General features: G+C 31.3%; 17 protein-coding genes, 1 tRNA gene and 1 pseudogene. 14 read left to right on the forward strand and 5 right to left on the reverse strand.

The genetic code is table 11. The features are described 5' to 3' along the window. Together C1H87_RS06200 and C1H87_RS06205 are read right to left on the reverse strand one after the other, a co-directional pair. Positions 1-444: a DUF2938 family protein gene (locus C1H87_RS06200; RefSeq protein ID WP_102754982.1), complete on the reverse strand. Its 444-nt coding sequence runs from the start codon at positions 442-444 to the stop codon at positions 1-3. Between the two features lie 86 nt (positions 445-530). Next, complete coding sequence (locus C1H87_RS06205) at positions 531-1394, reverse strand: AraC family transcriptional regulator (protein WP_102754983.1); 864 nt, start codon at positions 1392-1394, stop codon at positions 531-533. A 78-nt stretch (positions 1395-1472) separates the two neighbouring features. On the opposite strand from C1H87_RS06205, the pseudogene C1H87_RS23535 reads away from it, so the two are divergent. Together C1H87_RS23535 and C1H87_RS06215 are read left to right on the forward strand one after the other, a co-directional pair. After that, positions 1473-1608 (forward strand): annotated as a pseudogene (locus C1H87_RS23535) (tyrosine-type recombinase/integrase); the annotation flags it as partial. Positions 1609-1682: 74 nt separating this feature from the next. Further along, entirely contained in the window at positions 1683-2060 is a 378-nt protein-coding gene (locus C1H87_RS06215) for a DUF2200 domain-containing protein (RefSeq protein WP_102758191.1), read from the forward strand. Between the two features lie 80 nt (positions 2061-2140). Here the strand turns inward: C1H87_RS06215 and C1H87_RS06220 are convergent, their stop codons facing one another. Continuing rightward, positions 2141-2494 carry a winged helix-turn-helix transcriptional regulator gene (locus C1H87_RS06220; RefSeq protein ID WP_394337958.1) on the reverse strand — a complete coding sequence of 118 codons (354 nt, stop codon included), beginning with the start codon at positions 2492-2494 and terminating at the stop codon, positions 2141-2143. 98 nt (positions 2495-2592) lie between these two features. On the opposite strand from C1H87_RS06220, the gene C1H87_RS06225 reads away from it, so the two are divergent. The 10 genes from C1H87_RS06225 to C1H87_RS06270 all read left to right on the forward strand — a co-directional run bounded on the left by C1H87_RS06225 (position 2593) and on the right by C1H87_RS06270 (position 10764). Continuing rightward, complete coding sequence (locus C1H87_RS06225) at positions 2593-3114, forward strand: nitroreductase family protein (RefSeq protein ID WP_317048189.1); 522 nt, start codon at positions 2593-2595, stop codon at positions 3112-3114. A gap of 155 nt (positions 3115-3269) precedes the next feature. Then, positions 3270-3566: a putative quinol monooxygenase gene (locus tag C1H87_RS06230; protein WP_102754984.1), complete on the forward strand. Its 297-nt coding sequence runs from the start codon at positions 3270-3272 to the stop codon at positions 3564-3566. 1 nt (position 3567) lies between these two features. Next, the gene (locus C1H87_RS23280) at positions 3568-3798 is read left to right on the forward strand and encodes a DUF4437 domain-containing protein (protein ID WP_199769338.1); all 231 of its coding nucleotides are present in this window, start codon (positions 3568-3570) and stop codon (positions 3796-3798) included. Between the two features lie 731 nt (positions 3799-4529). Further along, complete coding sequence (locus C1H87_RS06240) at positions 4530-5342, forward strand: hypothetical protein (protein ID WP_102754985.1); 813 nt, start codon at positions 4530-4532, stop codon at positions 5340-5342. Positions 5343-5443: 101 nt separating this feature from the next. Then, entirely contained in the window at positions 5444-5650 is a 207-nt protein-coding gene (locus tag C1H87_RS06245) for a hypothetical protein (protein WP_199769339.1), read from the forward strand. Between the two features lie 78 nt (positions 5651-5728). Next, positions 5729-6811: a retropepsin-like aspartic protease gene (locus C1H87_RS06250; protein WP_102754986.1), complete on the forward strand. Its 1083-nt coding sequence runs from the start codon at positions 5729-5731 to the stop codon at positions 6809-6811. Between the two features lie 3 nt (positions 6812-6814). Beyond that, on the forward strand, positions 6815-7900 hold the full coding sequence (locus C1H87_RS06255) for a hypothetical protein (RefSeq protein ID WP_102754987.1): 1086 nt from the start codon (positions 6815-6817) through the stop codon (positions 7898-7900). Between the two features lie 3 nt (positions 7901-7903). Continuing rightward, the gene (locus C1H87_RS06260) at positions 7904-8803 is read left to right on the forward strand and encodes a hypothetical protein (RefSeq protein WP_102754988.1); all 900 of its coding nucleotides are present in this window, start codon (positions 7904-7906) and stop codon (positions 8801-8803) included. A 12-nt stretch (positions 8804-8815) separates the two neighbouring features. Then, positions 8816-9841 (forward strand): LysM peptidoglycan-binding domain-containing protein, encoded by a 1026-nt coding sequence (locus C1H87_RS06265; RefSeq protein WP_102754989.1) that lies wholly within the window; start codon positions 8816-8818, stop codon positions 9839-9841. Between the two features lie 2 nt (positions 9842-9843). Further along, the gene (locus C1H87_RS06270) at positions 9844-10764 is read left to right on the forward strand and encodes a hypothetical protein (protein ID WP_102754990.1); all 921 of its coding nucleotides are present in this window, start codon (positions 9844-9846) and stop codon (positions 10762-10764) included. A gap of 432 nt (positions 10765-11196) precedes the next feature. Here C1H87_RS06270 and C1H87_RS06275 read toward each other — a convergent pair. Both C1H87_RS06275 and C1H87_RS06280 read right to left on the reverse strand, forming a co-directional pair. Next, a tRNA-Pro gene (locus tag C1H87_RS06275) sits at positions 11197-11271 on the reverse strand. After that, positions 11262-11510, reverse strand: coding sequence for a GIY-YIG nuclease family protein (locus C1H87_RS06280; protein ID WP_102754991.1), 249 nt, complete (start codon positions 11508-11510; stop codon positions 11262-11264). Before C1H87_RS06280 ends, C1H87_RS06275 begins: the two co-directional genes overlap by 10 nt. A gap of 274 nt (positions 11511-11784) precedes the next feature. Here C1H87_RS06280 and C1H87_RS06285 point away from each other — a divergent pair, with 274 nt between their 5' ends. Both C1H87_RS06285 and C1H87_RS06290 read left to right on the forward strand, forming a co-directional pair. Beyond that, positions 11785-14085 (forward strand): TonB-dependent receptor, encoded by a 2301-nt coding sequence (locus tag C1H87_RS06285; protein ID WP_233783368.1) that lies wholly within the window; start codon positions 11785-11787, stop codon positions 14083-14085. Between the two features lie 22 nt (positions 14086-14107). Beyond that, positions 14108-15232: a PQQ-dependent sugar dehydrogenase gene (locus C1H87_RS06290; protein WP_102754992.1), complete on the forward strand. Its 1125-nt coding sequence runs from the start codon at positions 14108-14110 to the stop codon at positions 15230-15232. Positions 15233-15234: the final 2 nt, after the last annotated feature.

The following is a 15234-nucleotide window of genomic DNA, read 5'->3' on the forward strand; positions in this document are numbered from 1 at the left end:
TTAATTAAAAAGTTTAATTCGTCTCAATGCTGTTGCTGTTAAATACAAACCAATTGCATAAATCAGATGAATTATAAAAACCTTTAAAAGATGTTGTGAAGAATCTGGTATTTTTGAAAAAAGTGAAACTAAACCAACAGCAATTGCAGTTAATACTTTAGGGTTACAAAACCATTTACTACCATAAAACAAAGGCAACAAAAAAGCGAATACAACACCTATACAATAATGTCCAATTAGACCATATAATCTTTCGTTTTCTGCATTTGGTGTTTGAATGATTGTATTATGAAAAAATTGCCCCTCTAAAGTATATGCAAACCACCTACCCAAAAAAAGCACACCTCTTGATTGTATTTCAAAAAAGCTTGCAATCAGTTTCCAGAAATCAATAAAAAGTGTTGCCCCTAAACCTACTAAAATAGCTTTATATACGATCCTCATTTAATATGCTTATTCTAAAAATTACAATACAAAAGTAATTTTGATAAGCCTTAGAGTATTAGGATAAAAATGAAGTAGAATAGGACTTATTTAAGTTTCTGCCTAAATACCTCTGGGGAATAACCTGTATGTTTTTTAAAGAATCTAATAAAATACGAAACATCCTCATACCCTAATTGATATGCTATTTGATTTACTTGATTGGATGTTGCCAAAAGATACCTTTTGGATTCTAATATAATTTGTTCGTTTATAAGTTCTGATGCTGTTTTACCTAAAGTTTGTTTTGTTATCGCATTTAATTGATAATTCGATAAGTTTAACATATCTGCGTATTGAGACACCTGCTTTTTACTAGCGATATTTACTTCTAAAAGCTGAAAAAACTCTTCAAGGCGCTCCTGAACATACAAGTCTTTATTATTGGAATCTTTTTTGTTTGCATGTCTTAATCTCATTAATTCTATAAAAAGAATCCGAAGATTGGATGTTATTACTTCTTTATATGCTTCTGGCCTATTTTGGTATTCATTAAAAATTGACATCAACAAGGCATTCAATCTTGAAAAGTTGCCTTCACCTAATTGATAAAGGTTTTTAGTACTTGCTTTTTGCAATAAAATGTTTGGCTCTTTTTCAATTGGACAATAAAATTCAGAATTAAATTGAATCATAAAACCAATACTATCGCTTCTTAATTCAAGCCTGTGTACCTGGCCAGGACGAACGATAAAAACTGAATAATCTGATACCTCGTAGTTTACAAAATCTATTTCATGTTGCCCATAACCCTTCTTTAAAATTAAAATAAAATAGAAATCATGCCTGTGAAGCGTATGAACCATGTCTTTTCCATCAAGGAGATCTTGCAGGTTTCTTATAGTGAAATTTCCCAATAGGTCCGGCTCTTTTTGTGTGGCAGTTATATGTCTTATTGGGATAGCCTCCATATAGGTTTAAATAAAAGAAATTAAAACACCACAAATTTAATCAAAAATGGGTTGCTTTATTTTTGGGGTCTAAGTTAGAATCTTTTAGAAGATGGTATTGATATTAAATATATCCAAACGCTTTTAGGGCATAGTAGTACAAAAAACGACAGAAATTTACACACATGTTGCCGTAAGTAATTTCAAATCCATCAGAAATCCATTAGATTTGTGAAAAATATAATGGATATATGTGTACCAGTACACATATCCAGTTGTTAGCACCAATCAATTCAAAATCAAATGAAAATGAAAGTTACAGTTGAAAAAAATGAAAAGGTTGCCAATATGATATTTGCATCCATTTATCCACTTTACCTGAATAGATTGGAGAAAAATGGTAGAACAAAAGAAGAACTCAACCAAGTAATTAAATGGTTTACTGGTTTTGATCAAGATACTTTACAAGCACTTATTGATGAAAAAGCAACTTTTAGAACATTTTTTCAAAAAGCTAAAATAAATCCAAACGCACACTTGATTAAAGGAGTCGTTTGTGGTTATCGAATTGAAGAAATAGAGGATGAATTTGAATTGTATAAACAATGTAGACGTATGGAAAAGCTGATTGATGAATTGGCAAGAGGCCGTAAAATGGAGAAAATTTTGCGTGAAGAAAAAAAGTAGAAACCGGTACTAACAAAACCTAAACTACATTGAAACGCAGTTCAGCCAAATCGTTGGCAACAAGCAGAAGTGAGAATCAACTAAGAATATTTTTCAACTACTAAATCACCCCAATTTGCAATCGATTTAATTAATGGAATTAAAGTATTTCCGAAATCTGTAAGTGAATATTCGACTTTTAACGGTGGTTTTGAGGTATAAACTTTCCTTTTAATCAATCCGTCTTCCTCTAACGCTTTTAATTGCAAGCTTAATGTCCTTTCAGTAACAGTAGGCATAGACTTTCGTAATTCATTATACCTTAACTTTTCATTCATTAAATGAAAAAGGATAACTGTTTTCCATTTCCCACCAATAATTCCCATCGTTAAGCTTGCACAACAAGGGTATTCTTTACCTCTGAATTTTAGCATTTTTGGCTCTGCTTTTTCCATAAAATGTATACTATCATTTTCGACCGTTATTGCAAAAATATAAAACTATACTTAAGTTTGCAACTATAAAATTTATAGTAATATAAAACAAAATAAAAATGAGTTTTTTAAAATCAATGCAAAACCGTTATACAACCAAAAAGTATGACAACACAAAAAGAATTGAAGAAGGAAAAATTAAAGAGTTAAAAGAAATTTTACAATTAAGTCCTTCTTCAATAAACAGTCAACCTTGGAAATTTACTTTTGTTTCAGACAATAACACAAAACAAAAACTTTCAAATGTATCGTGGCTAAATACTAATAAAGTTCTCGACAGTGATACTGTTGTCGTTTTTAGTCGAATCAACAATATTGACGTTTTCGAAACACAAATAGAAAATGAGCTTCCAGAAGGAGCGGTTAATTATTACAAAGAATTTATAAAACCCCAAACGGACGAGCAAATAAAAGCTTGGTTTGACCGACAAGTTTATTTGGCTTTAGGTGTGTTTTTAAGTGCTTGTGCTGAAATGGGAATCGATGCCACACCAATGGAAGGAGTTGAACCAGAAAACTATGACAAAAATTCTAAATCAAACAGAATATGCTACGCTTATGGCAGTAACTATTGGCTATAGAGACAATGAAGATTTTAACCAGCCAAGAAAAAAACCGAAATCGAGAAGAGATATTAATAAAGTAATAGAAACCATATGAAAAAAGTAGTAATGGTATTAGGAATAAGTATGCTTTTTATAAGGAAAACAAATTAAATAATGCAAAAACAGAAATTATGAGTAATCAAAAGTTAACAATTGTAGCAAAAATTGTAGCAAAACCGGAAAAAAGAGAATTAGTAAAAAGTGAACTACTAAAACTAATTGATATTACAAGAGTAAAAAAAGGCTGCATTAACCACGACTTGCACCAAGACAATGAAAATGAAAACCTATTTCTATTCTATGAAAACTGGGAAAGCAGAGCATTATGGCAAACACATATGAACAACAAACATTTAGTTGATTATATGAAAGCTACCGATGGTGCTGTTGAAGAATTTATACTTAATGAAATAACTCAAATTCAATAAAATGAACAAATCAACACTTTATGTTTTGGTAATTCTTGGAATACTTTCTTGTAAAAATCAGGAAAAGAAACTAAACGAAACTGTTTCAGAGAAAATTGAAAATCCAACTAATAAAGTGATTTTAAGTTCCGAAATTGTTTGGGGAAAATTAAATCCAGTAAGAGGAGACCAAAGCCCTCAAGCCGGAACAATTTGGGTCAATAGAAAAGGTAAAGTAGCAACTGGTTTTTAGCGAAATTTGTTGACGGATTTTCTACGCCACCACATATTTATAATGTTACAGAATTTTTGCCTAAACACAACTTTTGCGCATGATCCGATATAGTGTCTTTTTATTTGGCTTCAAAAAAAACACTGATAATCATACGATTAACAGTGTTTTGTTGTGACCTATTTCTAGGTTTGTCGGGGTGGCAGAACTAACCACCACTTTATATCACACTGTTTTACAGTATTTTATTTCGTTTTTTCAAATCGTGCACACCTATTTGTACACTAAAACCATAAAAAGAACTTTGAAGATATAATTTGATCTTCTTTGGTGTTATAAAGGTACAAATTTTATGAAAAAGAATAGAAATTAAAATTAGAATAAACTTATCTTTTATAGCCTTATCCGAAAATATAAACTTCCCACTTGAGGACTTACATCGTACTATTTTAACCACTCGTCTATTTTTTTTAAATAAGTCTAAACAATTGACCACCCATATAACTTATTTTTTGTGTTATAAAGACCAATTACAGAAGGCAGTAGGTTTGACTTAATAATGAGTATTTACATATTATGGATTTCCATAAATAAAACTTAGGCATTTGATTGAAGTTTACATTTCGAAACAAATTTTAAGATTAAAATTGATTTCGGTTCCAATTATAATAAAATCTATTTGCTTTATATGAGAAATAAACCCAATTGGGTTTATTCCATTGTTGTAGTGTATTGTGACTAAAATTCAAAAAATGAATAAACTGATTAAAAAAGATGCAATTGAAAAGGTCAAAGACGAGCTTTCCGAAATTAATGAAAAGGGAAAGAAAACTCGCAAAGGACGTTTTGTTGTTGCAGCTTTAGGAAGTATTCCTTGGATTGGTGGAGCAATTGCCGCAAGTTCAGCAATACACGCAGAAAAAGAACAAGGAAAAATTAATGACCTTCAAAAAATTTGGTTAGAGGAACATAATAGAAAAATTGAAGAACTATATTATACCATTTACCAAATTAATGAAAGATTAGATGCTGCTGGTCAGGATGTACATGAACGAATGGAAAGTGAAGAATATCTAACACTTGTTCGGAAAGGATTTAAAGAGTGGGACAATGCGGAAACTTTCGAAAAGAAAGAATACATAAGAAAATTATTAACAAATGCTTGTGCTACTGATTTAACAACTGATGACTTAATACAGTTGTTTATTGAGTGGATTAGACTTTATCATGAAACTCATTTTTTAGTAATTAAAGAAATCTATAAAACTCCTGGCGTAACAAGAGGTCAAATATGGAGTAATCTAAATGGAAGTCAACCAAGAGAAGATTCTCTTGAGGCAGACTTATACAAATTGCTTATTCGAGATTTAAGCACAGGAGGAATAATTAGACAACATAGAGAGGTAGATTATTGGGGAAACTATGTAAAAAGCTCCACAAGAAAATCAAAATCTGGAACACTAACATCTGCATTTGATAATGAAAAACAATATGAACTCACTGAATTAGGTAAAAAGTTTGTTCATTATACAATGGAAGAAGTTGTTATAAAAATTGACGAGTAATGGAATATAAATATTGCTGGAGATGTAAAATGGAAGTTCCAATGCTTGACTAAGAAGAGCATGCGATTGCATCTAAACTTTATGCGAAAGGATTTAAAGTTTTGAAAAAAGACAGACAAGAACGTTTCAAAGAGTTATTAGACTATTATAATGATTTGACGGGATTTGGAGAAACGGAACCGAATGCTATTATGCATCACTCTCTTGGACAAATTGGACCTGATTGTGAAAAATGTGGAAAATCATACAGAACTCCAAAAGCTAAATTATGTGCTGCTTGCGGAAATAAAAGAACATTAACTGAATAAAAACCCACTACAACAATTTGTATAATGCATATGCACCATACAAGAGACGTTCTCTGCAAGCTGTAACAAACAGACGAAATGAACAAGAAAAAAAATAAATATAAGATTAGCCAACGCTCACAAGCACATTTGTTTTTTCTCAACGCTAAAAAGCCAAACTTAAAAAAACAAAAGAGCCTATTATCCTATACTTTTTTAAGTACATTATATTTCACATTATTTCTTACACACAATATTTGTCAGGGTCAGGAATTAAGTGTGAATGACGCAGTAATTTATCTTGAAAGTATAGTCAACGATGAATTATCAAAAAAAGACAATATCTATGAGGGGAATCAAAAAATAGATATTAGTATCTATGAAAATGAAATTAGTGTCAAATATTATTGGGAAAATAACAATGATGTTATTAAATATGAATATTTGAATAGTGAAATTAAATTCAATGAAATAACTTTTGATATTTCAAATATTTCTGAGGTATTTACTAACGAATATAAGACGAAAAAAACAGTATCATTAAAATGTAAAAATGGCACAAAAAATTGTTTTTTAATGGAAAACGAAGCCATAAAAATATCATTCTCAAAAGAATTTTCTGATAGACCAAATACTTACAATCACTATGACTACCTTCATCTCTTTTATTTAAATAATATAAAAAGCCAGAATAAGGTTTTTATCGCTCTTAATTATATCATTTATGAAATGAAGAGGTTAAATGGGCAAAAACGAGACTTAACATTTAACCAAATAATTAATCAATCAAAAACAAATAATGAAATAATTGACTTAGAGAAAAAAAATGGTGTATCATTTCTAACAATCAACATTGGAGGATTAGAGACTAACGCTATTTTAGATTCAGGTGCAAGTGATGTATCTATATCAGAAAGTTTTGAACAAGAACTCTTAAGCAAAAATATAATCAATCAAAAAGAATACTTAAAACCTGGACTATATACAATTGCTGATGGTAGTGTAGTTCAATCTAATCGATTTATTATACCTTACGTCAAAATCAATAACGTATTAGTTAAGAATGTGTTATGTTCGGTAAACAAATCAAAAGATGTACTCTTATTAGGAAAATCATTTCTTGATAGATTTAAAAGTTGGGAAATAAATAATGAATCAAATAAATTAATACTTAAATTATAATATATGGGAATTTTTTACAATGCCCTTGATGGGCCTATAACCACAAAAAAAGTCTTTGGTATTATTACTTATCTCGTAATTTCTGCAATTAGTGTGTGGGCAACAGCAGAATCACTAAACTCTTCATTTGATTTACCAAAGATTGTTACATATGCTATTGCTATAGCTATTGTAATGATAATTGCACTTTTATTAGGCGTAATTAAAGACACTATTGAGGACAGACGAATTGGTGTTCTTAAACTTCTATTTGTCATAGTAGTTTTTTTAATTCTGTGGGCAGTAAGTTTATCAACAAATACTCATAAATTATTTACTCAACTTAAATTACAGGATATAAGGAAAAATGAACTGAATGATGCTACAATAGCTTTAGAGACAATAGAAAAAAATAAAAAAACTGTAGGAGACCAAGTTATCGAAGATTACCGACAGTATGTTTCAAGTAGGATTATAGATTATAAAGAAGAAGTAAAAAATCCAGAAAATTGTGGTCACGGAAAAGTAGCTGACTCTTTAATGAGTAAAGTTCAAAAAAGTATGCCAGGATTTTCAATATCGCCACCATCGGGAAGGCAAAAGAATGAATCCAATTGTAGGAAACTCGCCAATGAAATGGCAGCAAGAATGTTTTCTGAATTGGACAATCGTATTACATCAATGAATAATATTATTAAGGAATTAGATGACTGTAACGATATTGATAAGAGGACAAAAATAATATTGGATTTAAAAAAACAAAATAATTATTTATCCGATTTAGACGGCTTAGAAGTTAAACAGACTATTTCTGATGCTCACGAATACTATAATCAGTTGTATGAATGTTACAATACTGGTTTAGTTCAGAATATTAATAGTGTTGATGAATTTACCAAAACAAAAAAGTTTGAAAAGAAATTGGAGTTACCTGTTCCAAGTTTTAAACTGGAAAAGATACCTTACCTAATCCCTTTTGTCAAAAATTATCCTAAAGAGAAGCCTGGACAATACTTGAGTTCTTTTTGGCTTAGCGTTGCTATTGCACTAGTGCTAGATGTAGCAGCATTCATAATATTTTATTTTGTAATACTTAAAGAAGAAGATTAAATTATGGAAAAAAATAATGATAAATGGAATATTGATAATGATTCCGAAAACACGATTAAAAATGATGATGAATTGGTTTCAAAACCAAAATTAGAAAAAGAGGAACCAACTACGATTCAAGAAGTGATAACTGGGCAACTACATGAAAACGTGGTGGTTTTTGTTGGTCCACGAGAAGTTGGTAAAACCGTTACGCTAATGCGTTTAATTCATTATCTAAAAAACACTCGGAACATAAAAATTGAGCCTAACCAGACGTATAGAAAGGACAAACGCTATATTGAATCTATAAATGAATTCAAGGACGATTTGCATCAACCAAATTTTAATGCTAAACGTACAGCTAATATGGATTTTTTAGTATTGGATGTGTTTAAAAATGCAAAGCTACATTGTCAATTTTTAGAAGCACCTGGAGAGGCTTATTTTGACTTAAAAAATCCACACGATATTGGTTTTCCAGCGTACCTTACAAGTATATTTAACAATAGTAAAATTAATAAGGTCTTTGTTTTCTTTTTTGAAGAAGGAATGTTAATGAATAGCGACCCAATGGCTTATTCTTCAAGATTATCTAGACTTGTTAGTATGATGAATAAAAAGAAAGATGATGTTATTATTCTTTACAATAAAGCGGATAGACAAAGAAACTTATATGACCGTAATAAACCAAACGTAAAAGAATTCAAAAAACTCGTTTACAATAATCCTAATTATAGCGACTTTTTAGGTTCATTGAAAGACTTAGGAATTCCAGTAAAATTTGTTCCATTTTCTAATGGAGATTTTCAAGATATTCCTGATAGTCAACACCAAAGATGGATACACTCTGATAATTTTTATCCCAAAGAGCTATGGAAGCATATTGAAAGATGTTTTAAGTCAGTTAATTGGTTTGGATAAGAAAAAGTAATTATGAGTAATAAAGAACAAATAGAAGTTTTCTTTTTTGGTTCACCAGCCGAAGGTTTTACTTCATATCCAACTAAGTATTCCAACTTAGTTAATGGTTTAGATAAATCAACTTCTAAACACAAGGTTGAGTGTAAATATTCAATTAACCAAAAAAGAAGTAGAGTAAAGTATATCGAATATGGTTTAACTGGTATCGGTCAACACGGAAAGTCTAGAGGAGGCAGAAACTTTGGCGTATGGATTGAGATAGAAAATTTAAAAATCAACCCTATCGGTCAGAAAAAAATCCTCGATTATATTGAAGATTTTATAAATAAAGGCATAGTTAAAAATGCTAATATCTTTGATGATAATTCGAATAATGAAAGACACTTTTTAATCAATTCTTTCAATGATGTTGCTACTAAACTTGATAAACTTATAAATGTCTTCAAAAATAATTTCTTAACGGACTTTAAAAGCTATTTAGAGCCAATACTAGATGATGAAAGTGTATTAGTAGATTTAAATCCTGAAAGGATTGTTGAAAAAATTAGGGATGCCCCCTTTATAACTAGTATAAATTCATCTTTAGAAGATGATAAAGTTAAAAAAAGTGAAATTGAACAAAATAGGAATTCGGAACGAGCTATTGATAAAATGAAGTTTTCGTTTTCAAAAATAAATACTCTTATATTAATAATTTTGCTATTACTTACTTTATTCGGAGGAGGAAAAAGCAGTAATGAAGAAATAGAAAATTATAAACTAAGAATTAAATCATTAAATGACGAAATTGAGGTTTTAGAAGGGCAATTGTCTGTATATAAGAATAAAGCACCGTCATCTAATAATAATTTAAATACTTCAAGTGAAATTAAGAACCGTTCACATACCGTTAAAAGCGGAGAAACATTACGAAAAATAGTAATTGAGTTTAATGAATCGAATGGAAGTAATTTCTCAACTGATCAAATTGCGGAATTTAATAAGATATCGGATATAAGCAAAATTAAAATTGGACAAGAAATTAAATTTCCAGACTGAATATGAAATTTTGCACCAACTTAAAACATCAATTATCAATTGGGAAAAAGAATGATGATGATGTAATAAATTATATTTGTCCACAATGCGAAAGAATTTATTTTGTTTCAGATAAAAGAAAGAAAAGAGTAAAAAAACGATTTAATTATATGTTTTTAACTCTTGTTGTTTTATCCATAGTTTTTTTCATTTGGCAAAAATCTGACTTAATCCAAGAAAAGTTTTTTAATGTAAAAAATGAGCAAACTACTGCGATTAATACAATAAAAACATTTTTTGACGCCTTGAATAATGAAAATTATTATGAAGCCTACAAACTTACTAATCACGCCAAATGGAATTCGTTAGACAATTTCAAAACGTATTTAAAAAATTGGAAAATAACTGAAATCAGCGAGTTTAAAGGCAAATCTTATTATTCAAAATATGGTGCAGATACTATTATTAACGTTAAATATAGCGGAACAGTTGACAAATCACTAGTTAACTCAAATAGAGATTTTGACTTCCATTTAAAGAAATATAATAACGATTGGAAAATAATCAGATTATATAACCCTAAAAATCCGAATATTGACATATTGAAGAAGAAAGAAGTCCCTTCAAGTGCAGAAGATGCAGTTAGAAGTTTTCTAAATTTCTTAAATAAAAAATTATACATCAAAGCTCACAAACTTACAAATAACCCAAGTTGGGGAAATGAAAGTAAATTCACATCCAACAAAGGTTTTGGTTGCATAACAAACGTAAATATTTATTCTATAAAAAATATTGAAGTTATTAATGACAATTTAGAGATTATTTATGCAAGATATTTTGCAAAAGACCCTTGCAATGAATCTAATACTTATGAATTTTATTTTTATGTTTCTAACAAAAATGATTATTGGAAGATTATTAATGCAAAAAATGAATACCATTAACTGAAATACCCGAGCAGAAAGCCATACACATTTGCAATTCGCTCAAGCCAACTCACAAGCCCAAAATTACAAAAGAGTGTGTCTTTACCAACGCTGACTAACAAGCCGAATGAAGAAAAGCCAGCAGAGAACAATGTGTATAGGCAATAGCGGTTTAAGCGATAAAACGAAAGTATAAACATTAAATAAAGGTCAGTCCAAAACCGAAAGGTTTGTGAGTAAAAACCCCCTGCTCCGCAAAGTCTCCCGACTTAGCGGGACATTAATCAACCAAGAGTATAAAATTTGAAAGAAGGTTACATTATACGAGATCAAGAAAAAATACATTTTATTACTGCAACCTTTTATTTGGCACCAAAAAAATGTGTAAAAACAAAAAACACTGAAAATCAAAAGATTAACAGTGTTTTGTTTTAACCTATTACTAGGTTGTCGGGGTGGCAGGATTCGAACCTGCGACCTCCGCGTCCCAAACGCGGCGCGATAACCGGGCTACGCTACACCCCGAATTGGTTATCTTCTAAATATCGTTTAGCTCCTCTTTTCTTTATCTTATTTTCCAACTTCAATGCTTCAGACCTATTTGTAACTTCTAAAGTTTTTATCAGCTTCCACGGTGATCCACCTTTTGTTGAAGGAACTAAATCTTTATTATGTCTTTCTATTCTTTTTTTGATATTATTGGTTTGACCTACATAATATCGGGAACGTTTTTGACTATATAATATATATACTACATACTCCATATCTTTATTGAGTGGTCACGCCTCAAGCGTGACGACCTCCGCGTCCCAAACGCGGCGCGATAATAACTCCTTCGGCGTCATCTTTGACCGGGCATAGACCTGCCACGCCTTAGCGTGGTACACCCCGAATCGGTTATCATTTTAGGACTGCAAATATAGTTTTTTTATTCATTTTGCAACTCATAAATATTAAAAATATTTATCCCTTTATACAATTAAAAACATATTCTCAAAAAAACTATAATTTAGCACATCTAAATCATACTATTTACTTGTGTATATTATAAGAAAAAGAATTGTTTTCGTATGTATTATTAGCTTTACCTTCTCTGCCCTAGGACAATCAAAAATTAAAGGAAAAGTTATTGATGGCGACAATAGTATCCCATTATCAAACGTACAAGTAACAAACCTCGACACCAAAAACAAGACAGTTTCTAATTCAAACGGAACTTTTGAAACCAGTGAAGCTGGCACATATTCATTAAAAAAAGAAGGATACCTCGAAAAGATTCTTGAATTAAAAAACGACACGTACCATATTATTCAGTTAAGCATTAACCCTTCCGAATTAAATGAAGTTATTATCAACTCAAATCATATTCCAGAAAAATTAAAAAAGGTAGCAACATCCACAAGTATTATTACCTTAAAAGATATTGAACTTGGCAACGATACTAATATAGCCCCTATTTTAAACAGGACTCCCGGTGTATTCATGCAAAGTGGAGCGCTTAACACCAATCGAATTACAATTCGAGGTATTGGTTCCAGAAACTTGTTTGGAACAGCAAAAATAAGAGCCTATTATAAAGACATCCCTTTAACAACAGGAAGCGGAGAAACTACCATTGAAGATTTTGAGCTACATACCATATCTCGATTCGAAATTATAAAAGGAGCCGCTTCCAGTATTTATGGTGCTGGTCTTGGGGGTACTATTCACCTAACCACAAAGAATGCCTTTACTAATCAATCCAATATAAGCAGCAAACTTTCTGCCGGCTCTTTTGGATTATTAAAAAGCATTATAAATGCAAACCATGGCACTACAACCAATAGTTTTAGAGCCGTTTATAGCAACACCCACAGTGATGGCTACCGCGAAAACAACACATACGATAGGCAAACCATGACTATAAACTCAAACCATTATTTAAGCCCAAAAAACGAACTCTCTTTTTTAGCCAGTTATATAGACTTAAAAGCATTTATACCCAGCTCGATCAACCAAGAAGACTATTTAAACAATCCTAAAACCGCTGCATTTACATGGAAAACAGCTCGTGGGTTCGAAGATTCCAAACGAGGCGTTTTCGGCCTGTCGTGGAATCACCAATACAACAAGAACATAAAACAAATAACGAGTATCTTCTCGTCTTTTTACGATGCCTACGAACCCAGACCTTTCAATATTTTAAAAGAAAACACCTTAGCAATAGGTATTAGAAGTCGAATTTTAGGAAATTCTAAACTTTTAGGAAAACCTTTTAACTGGACACTTGGCGGTGAATTGTTTAGAGATACCTACAAATCTAAAACTTTTGAAAACTTATATCGAGATTTCCCCGATGGTACCGGAAGTGTAGAAGGTAATAGTTTATCTAATTTCAAAGAAAAAAGAAATTATTACAACGCATTTTTTGAAACCATTTACGAACTTTCAGAAAAAACGACCCTAACCATAGGTTTAAATCTAAATCAGACGTCATACCAGTTAAAAGACAGATTCCCTATCACAGAAAATAATCCAGATCAATCCGGGAGTTTTACATTTAAACATATACTATCCCCAAAATTCGGCATATCCTATTTAGTCACAAAAAACATTAATGTTTATTCAAGTATTAGCCATGGCTTCTCTCCTATTACATTAAATGAAGCATTATTACCCGACGGACAAATAAACACAAATCTTAAACCAGAAACCGGATGGAATTACGAAATTGGCACACGAGGCACGATAATAAACGATCGCTTACAATTTAATTTAGCACTTTACCGTTTAGCTATAAAAAATCTTTTGGTTTCCCGTAGAACAGCTCAAGATGAATTTATCGGAATAAATGCCGGAAGCACAGAACATAACGGATTAGAATTAGCGTTAAATTACCAATGGCTTCAAAAAGACATTTTAACAATAAACTCATTTGCTAATTACACCCTAAATCATTTTAAATTCAAAAAATTTATTGATGGTGAAAATGATTTTTCGGGTAACGATTTAACAGGTGTACCTTCAGATGTTTTTAATGCAGGAGTCGATGTTGAATCATCATTTGGAATTTACGGTAACATAAACTTTCAATACGTAAGCGATATGCCTATTACCGATAGTAACGACCTATATTCAGACAATTACAGCTTAACAAACTTAAAAATGGGATATAACACATTTCTTAATAAAAAGCTAAACTTAAATATTTTCTTCGGTATAAATAATATCTTTGATAAAGCTTATGCATCTCAAATTTTAATAAATGCATCTGGTTTTAATGGAAATGCGCCAAGGTATTATTACCCTGGAAACCCTGTAAACTACTATACAGGAATACATATAAATTATACGTTTTAAAGCATCTTTAAACAAAAAAGCCATGAAAAATATCTCATCATTCTTAGCAATAATCCTTATATCATGTATCTCATGTGCCCAGCAAACGGAATCTGAAATAAAAGCTGATCCACCTGCTAATATTGATTATACCAACGAAGTCGTTGTCCCAGATTTAAACATTCCCTGGGGTATGGCTTTTTTACCAGACGGTAGTATGCTTATTACCGAAAAAGCCGGAGAACTCATACACTTTAAAAACGGTGTAAAAACAACCATTGCAGGATTGCCAGACATATACGTACGGGGCCAAGGTGGCTTAATGGATGTTAAACTGCACCCCGACTATCAAAACAACGGCTGGATTTATATCTCATACGGATCATCGGAAGGTGAAGGAGATGGTGGCAACACAGCCATTTTAAGAACCAAATTAAACAACAATACTTTAGTAGAAACGCAATTGCTTTATAAAGCAGGGCCAAATACTAAACGAGGGCAACATTGGGGATCTCGAATTGAATTCGACAACGAAGGGTATATGTATTTTTCTGTAGGAGATCGCGGCAACAGAGATGTAAATCCACAAGATTTAACTAGAGATTGCGGTAAAATATATAGATTAAAAGACGATGGTAGTATTCCAGATGACAACCCTTTTATAAATACAGCTAATGCTAAAACGGCGATTTACAGCTACGGACATAGAAACCCGCAAGGCATGGCAAAAAACCCATTTACTGGAGACATTTGGGTTAACGAACATGGTCCACGAGGAGGAGATGAAATCAACATTATACAAAAAGGAAAAAACTTTGGTTGGCCTGTTATTTCATACGGTATTAATTACGATGGTACCTCCTTTACAGATCTTACCGAAAAAGAAGGCATGGAGCAACCCCTATTCTATTGGGTACCTTCAATAGCTCCAAGTGGTATGACGTTTGTTTCTTCAGACAACTATCCCAACTGGAAAGGAAATGTATTAGTAGGTTCTCTAAAATTTGAATACTTAGAAAGACTTGTACTAGAAAACAACAAAGTAGTGAAACGCGAAAAACTTTTCGAAAACATAGGCCGTGTTAGAAGTGTTATTCAAGCGCCAGATGGCTACATTTATGCAGGAATTGAGGGTCTAGGTATTATAAAAATTGTTCCGAAAAATTAAAA

Source organism: Flavivirga eckloniae (genome assembly GCF_002886045.1).
GTDB classification, from domain to species: Bacteria; Bacteroidota; Bacteroidia; order Flavobacteriales; family Flavobacteriaceae; genus Flavivirga; species Flavivirga eckloniae.

Bases quoted from the DNA above. Each gene is read 5' to 3' on its own strand.
- C1H87_RS06200 (WP_102754982.1), bottom strand. From the start codon at position 444: ATGAGGATCGTATATAAAGCTATTTTAGTAGGTTTAGGGGCAACACTT.
- C1H87_RS06205 (WP_102754983.1), bottom strand. From the start codon at position 1,394: ATGGAGGCTATCCCAATAAGACATATAACTGCCACACAAAAAGAGCCG.
- C1H87_RS06215 (WP_102758191.1), top strand. From the start codon at position 1,683: ATGAAAGTTACAGTTGAAAAAAATGAAAAGGTTGCCAATATGATATTT.
- C1H87_RS06220 (WP_394337958.1), bottom strand. From the start codon at position 2,494: ATGGAAAAAGCAGAGCCAAAAATGCTAAAATTCAGAGGTAAAGAATAC.
- C1H87_RS06225 (WP_317048189.1), top strand. From the start codon at position 2,593: ATGAGTTTTTTAAAATCAATGCAAAACCGTTATACAACCAAAAAGTAT.
- C1H87_RS06230 (WP_102754984.1), top strand. From the start codon at position 3,270: ATGAGTAATCAAAAGTTAACAATTGTAGCAAAAATTGTAGCAAAACCG.
- C1H87_RS23280 (WP_199769338.1), top strand. From the start codon at position 3,568: ATGAACAAATCAACACTTTATGTTTTGGTAATTCTTGGAATACTTTCT.
- C1H87_RS06240 (WP_102754985.1), top strand. From the start codon at position 4,530: ATGAATAAACTGATTAAAAAAGATGCAATTGAAAAGGTCAAAGACGAG.
- C1H87_RS06250 (WP_102754986.1), top strand. From the start codon at position 5,729: ATGAACAAGAAAAAAAATAAATATAAGATTAGCCAACGCTCACAAGCA.
- C1H87_RS06255 (WP_102754987.1), top strand. From the start codon at position 6,815: ATGGGAATTTTTTACAATGCCCTTGATGGGCCTATAACCACAAAAAAA.
- C1H87_RS06260 (WP_102754988.1), top strand. From the start codon at position 7,904: ATGGAAAAAAATAATGATAAATGGAATATTGATAATGATTCCGAAAAC.
- C1H87_RS06265 (WP_102754989.1), top strand. From the start codon at position 8,816: ATGAGTAATAAAGAACAAATAGAAGTTTTCTTTTTTGGTTCACCAGCC.
- C1H87_RS06270 (WP_102754990.1), top strand. From the start codon at position 9,844: ATGAAATTTTGCACCAACTTAAAACATCAATTATCAATTGGGAAAAAG.
- C1H87_RS06280 (WP_102754991.1), bottom strand. From the start codon at position 11,510: ATGGAGTATGTAGTATATATATTATATAGTCAAAAACGTTCCCGATAT.
- C1H87_RS06290 (WP_102754992.1), top strand. From the start codon at position 14,108: ATGAAAAATATCTCATCATTCTTAGCAATAATCCTTATATCATGTATC.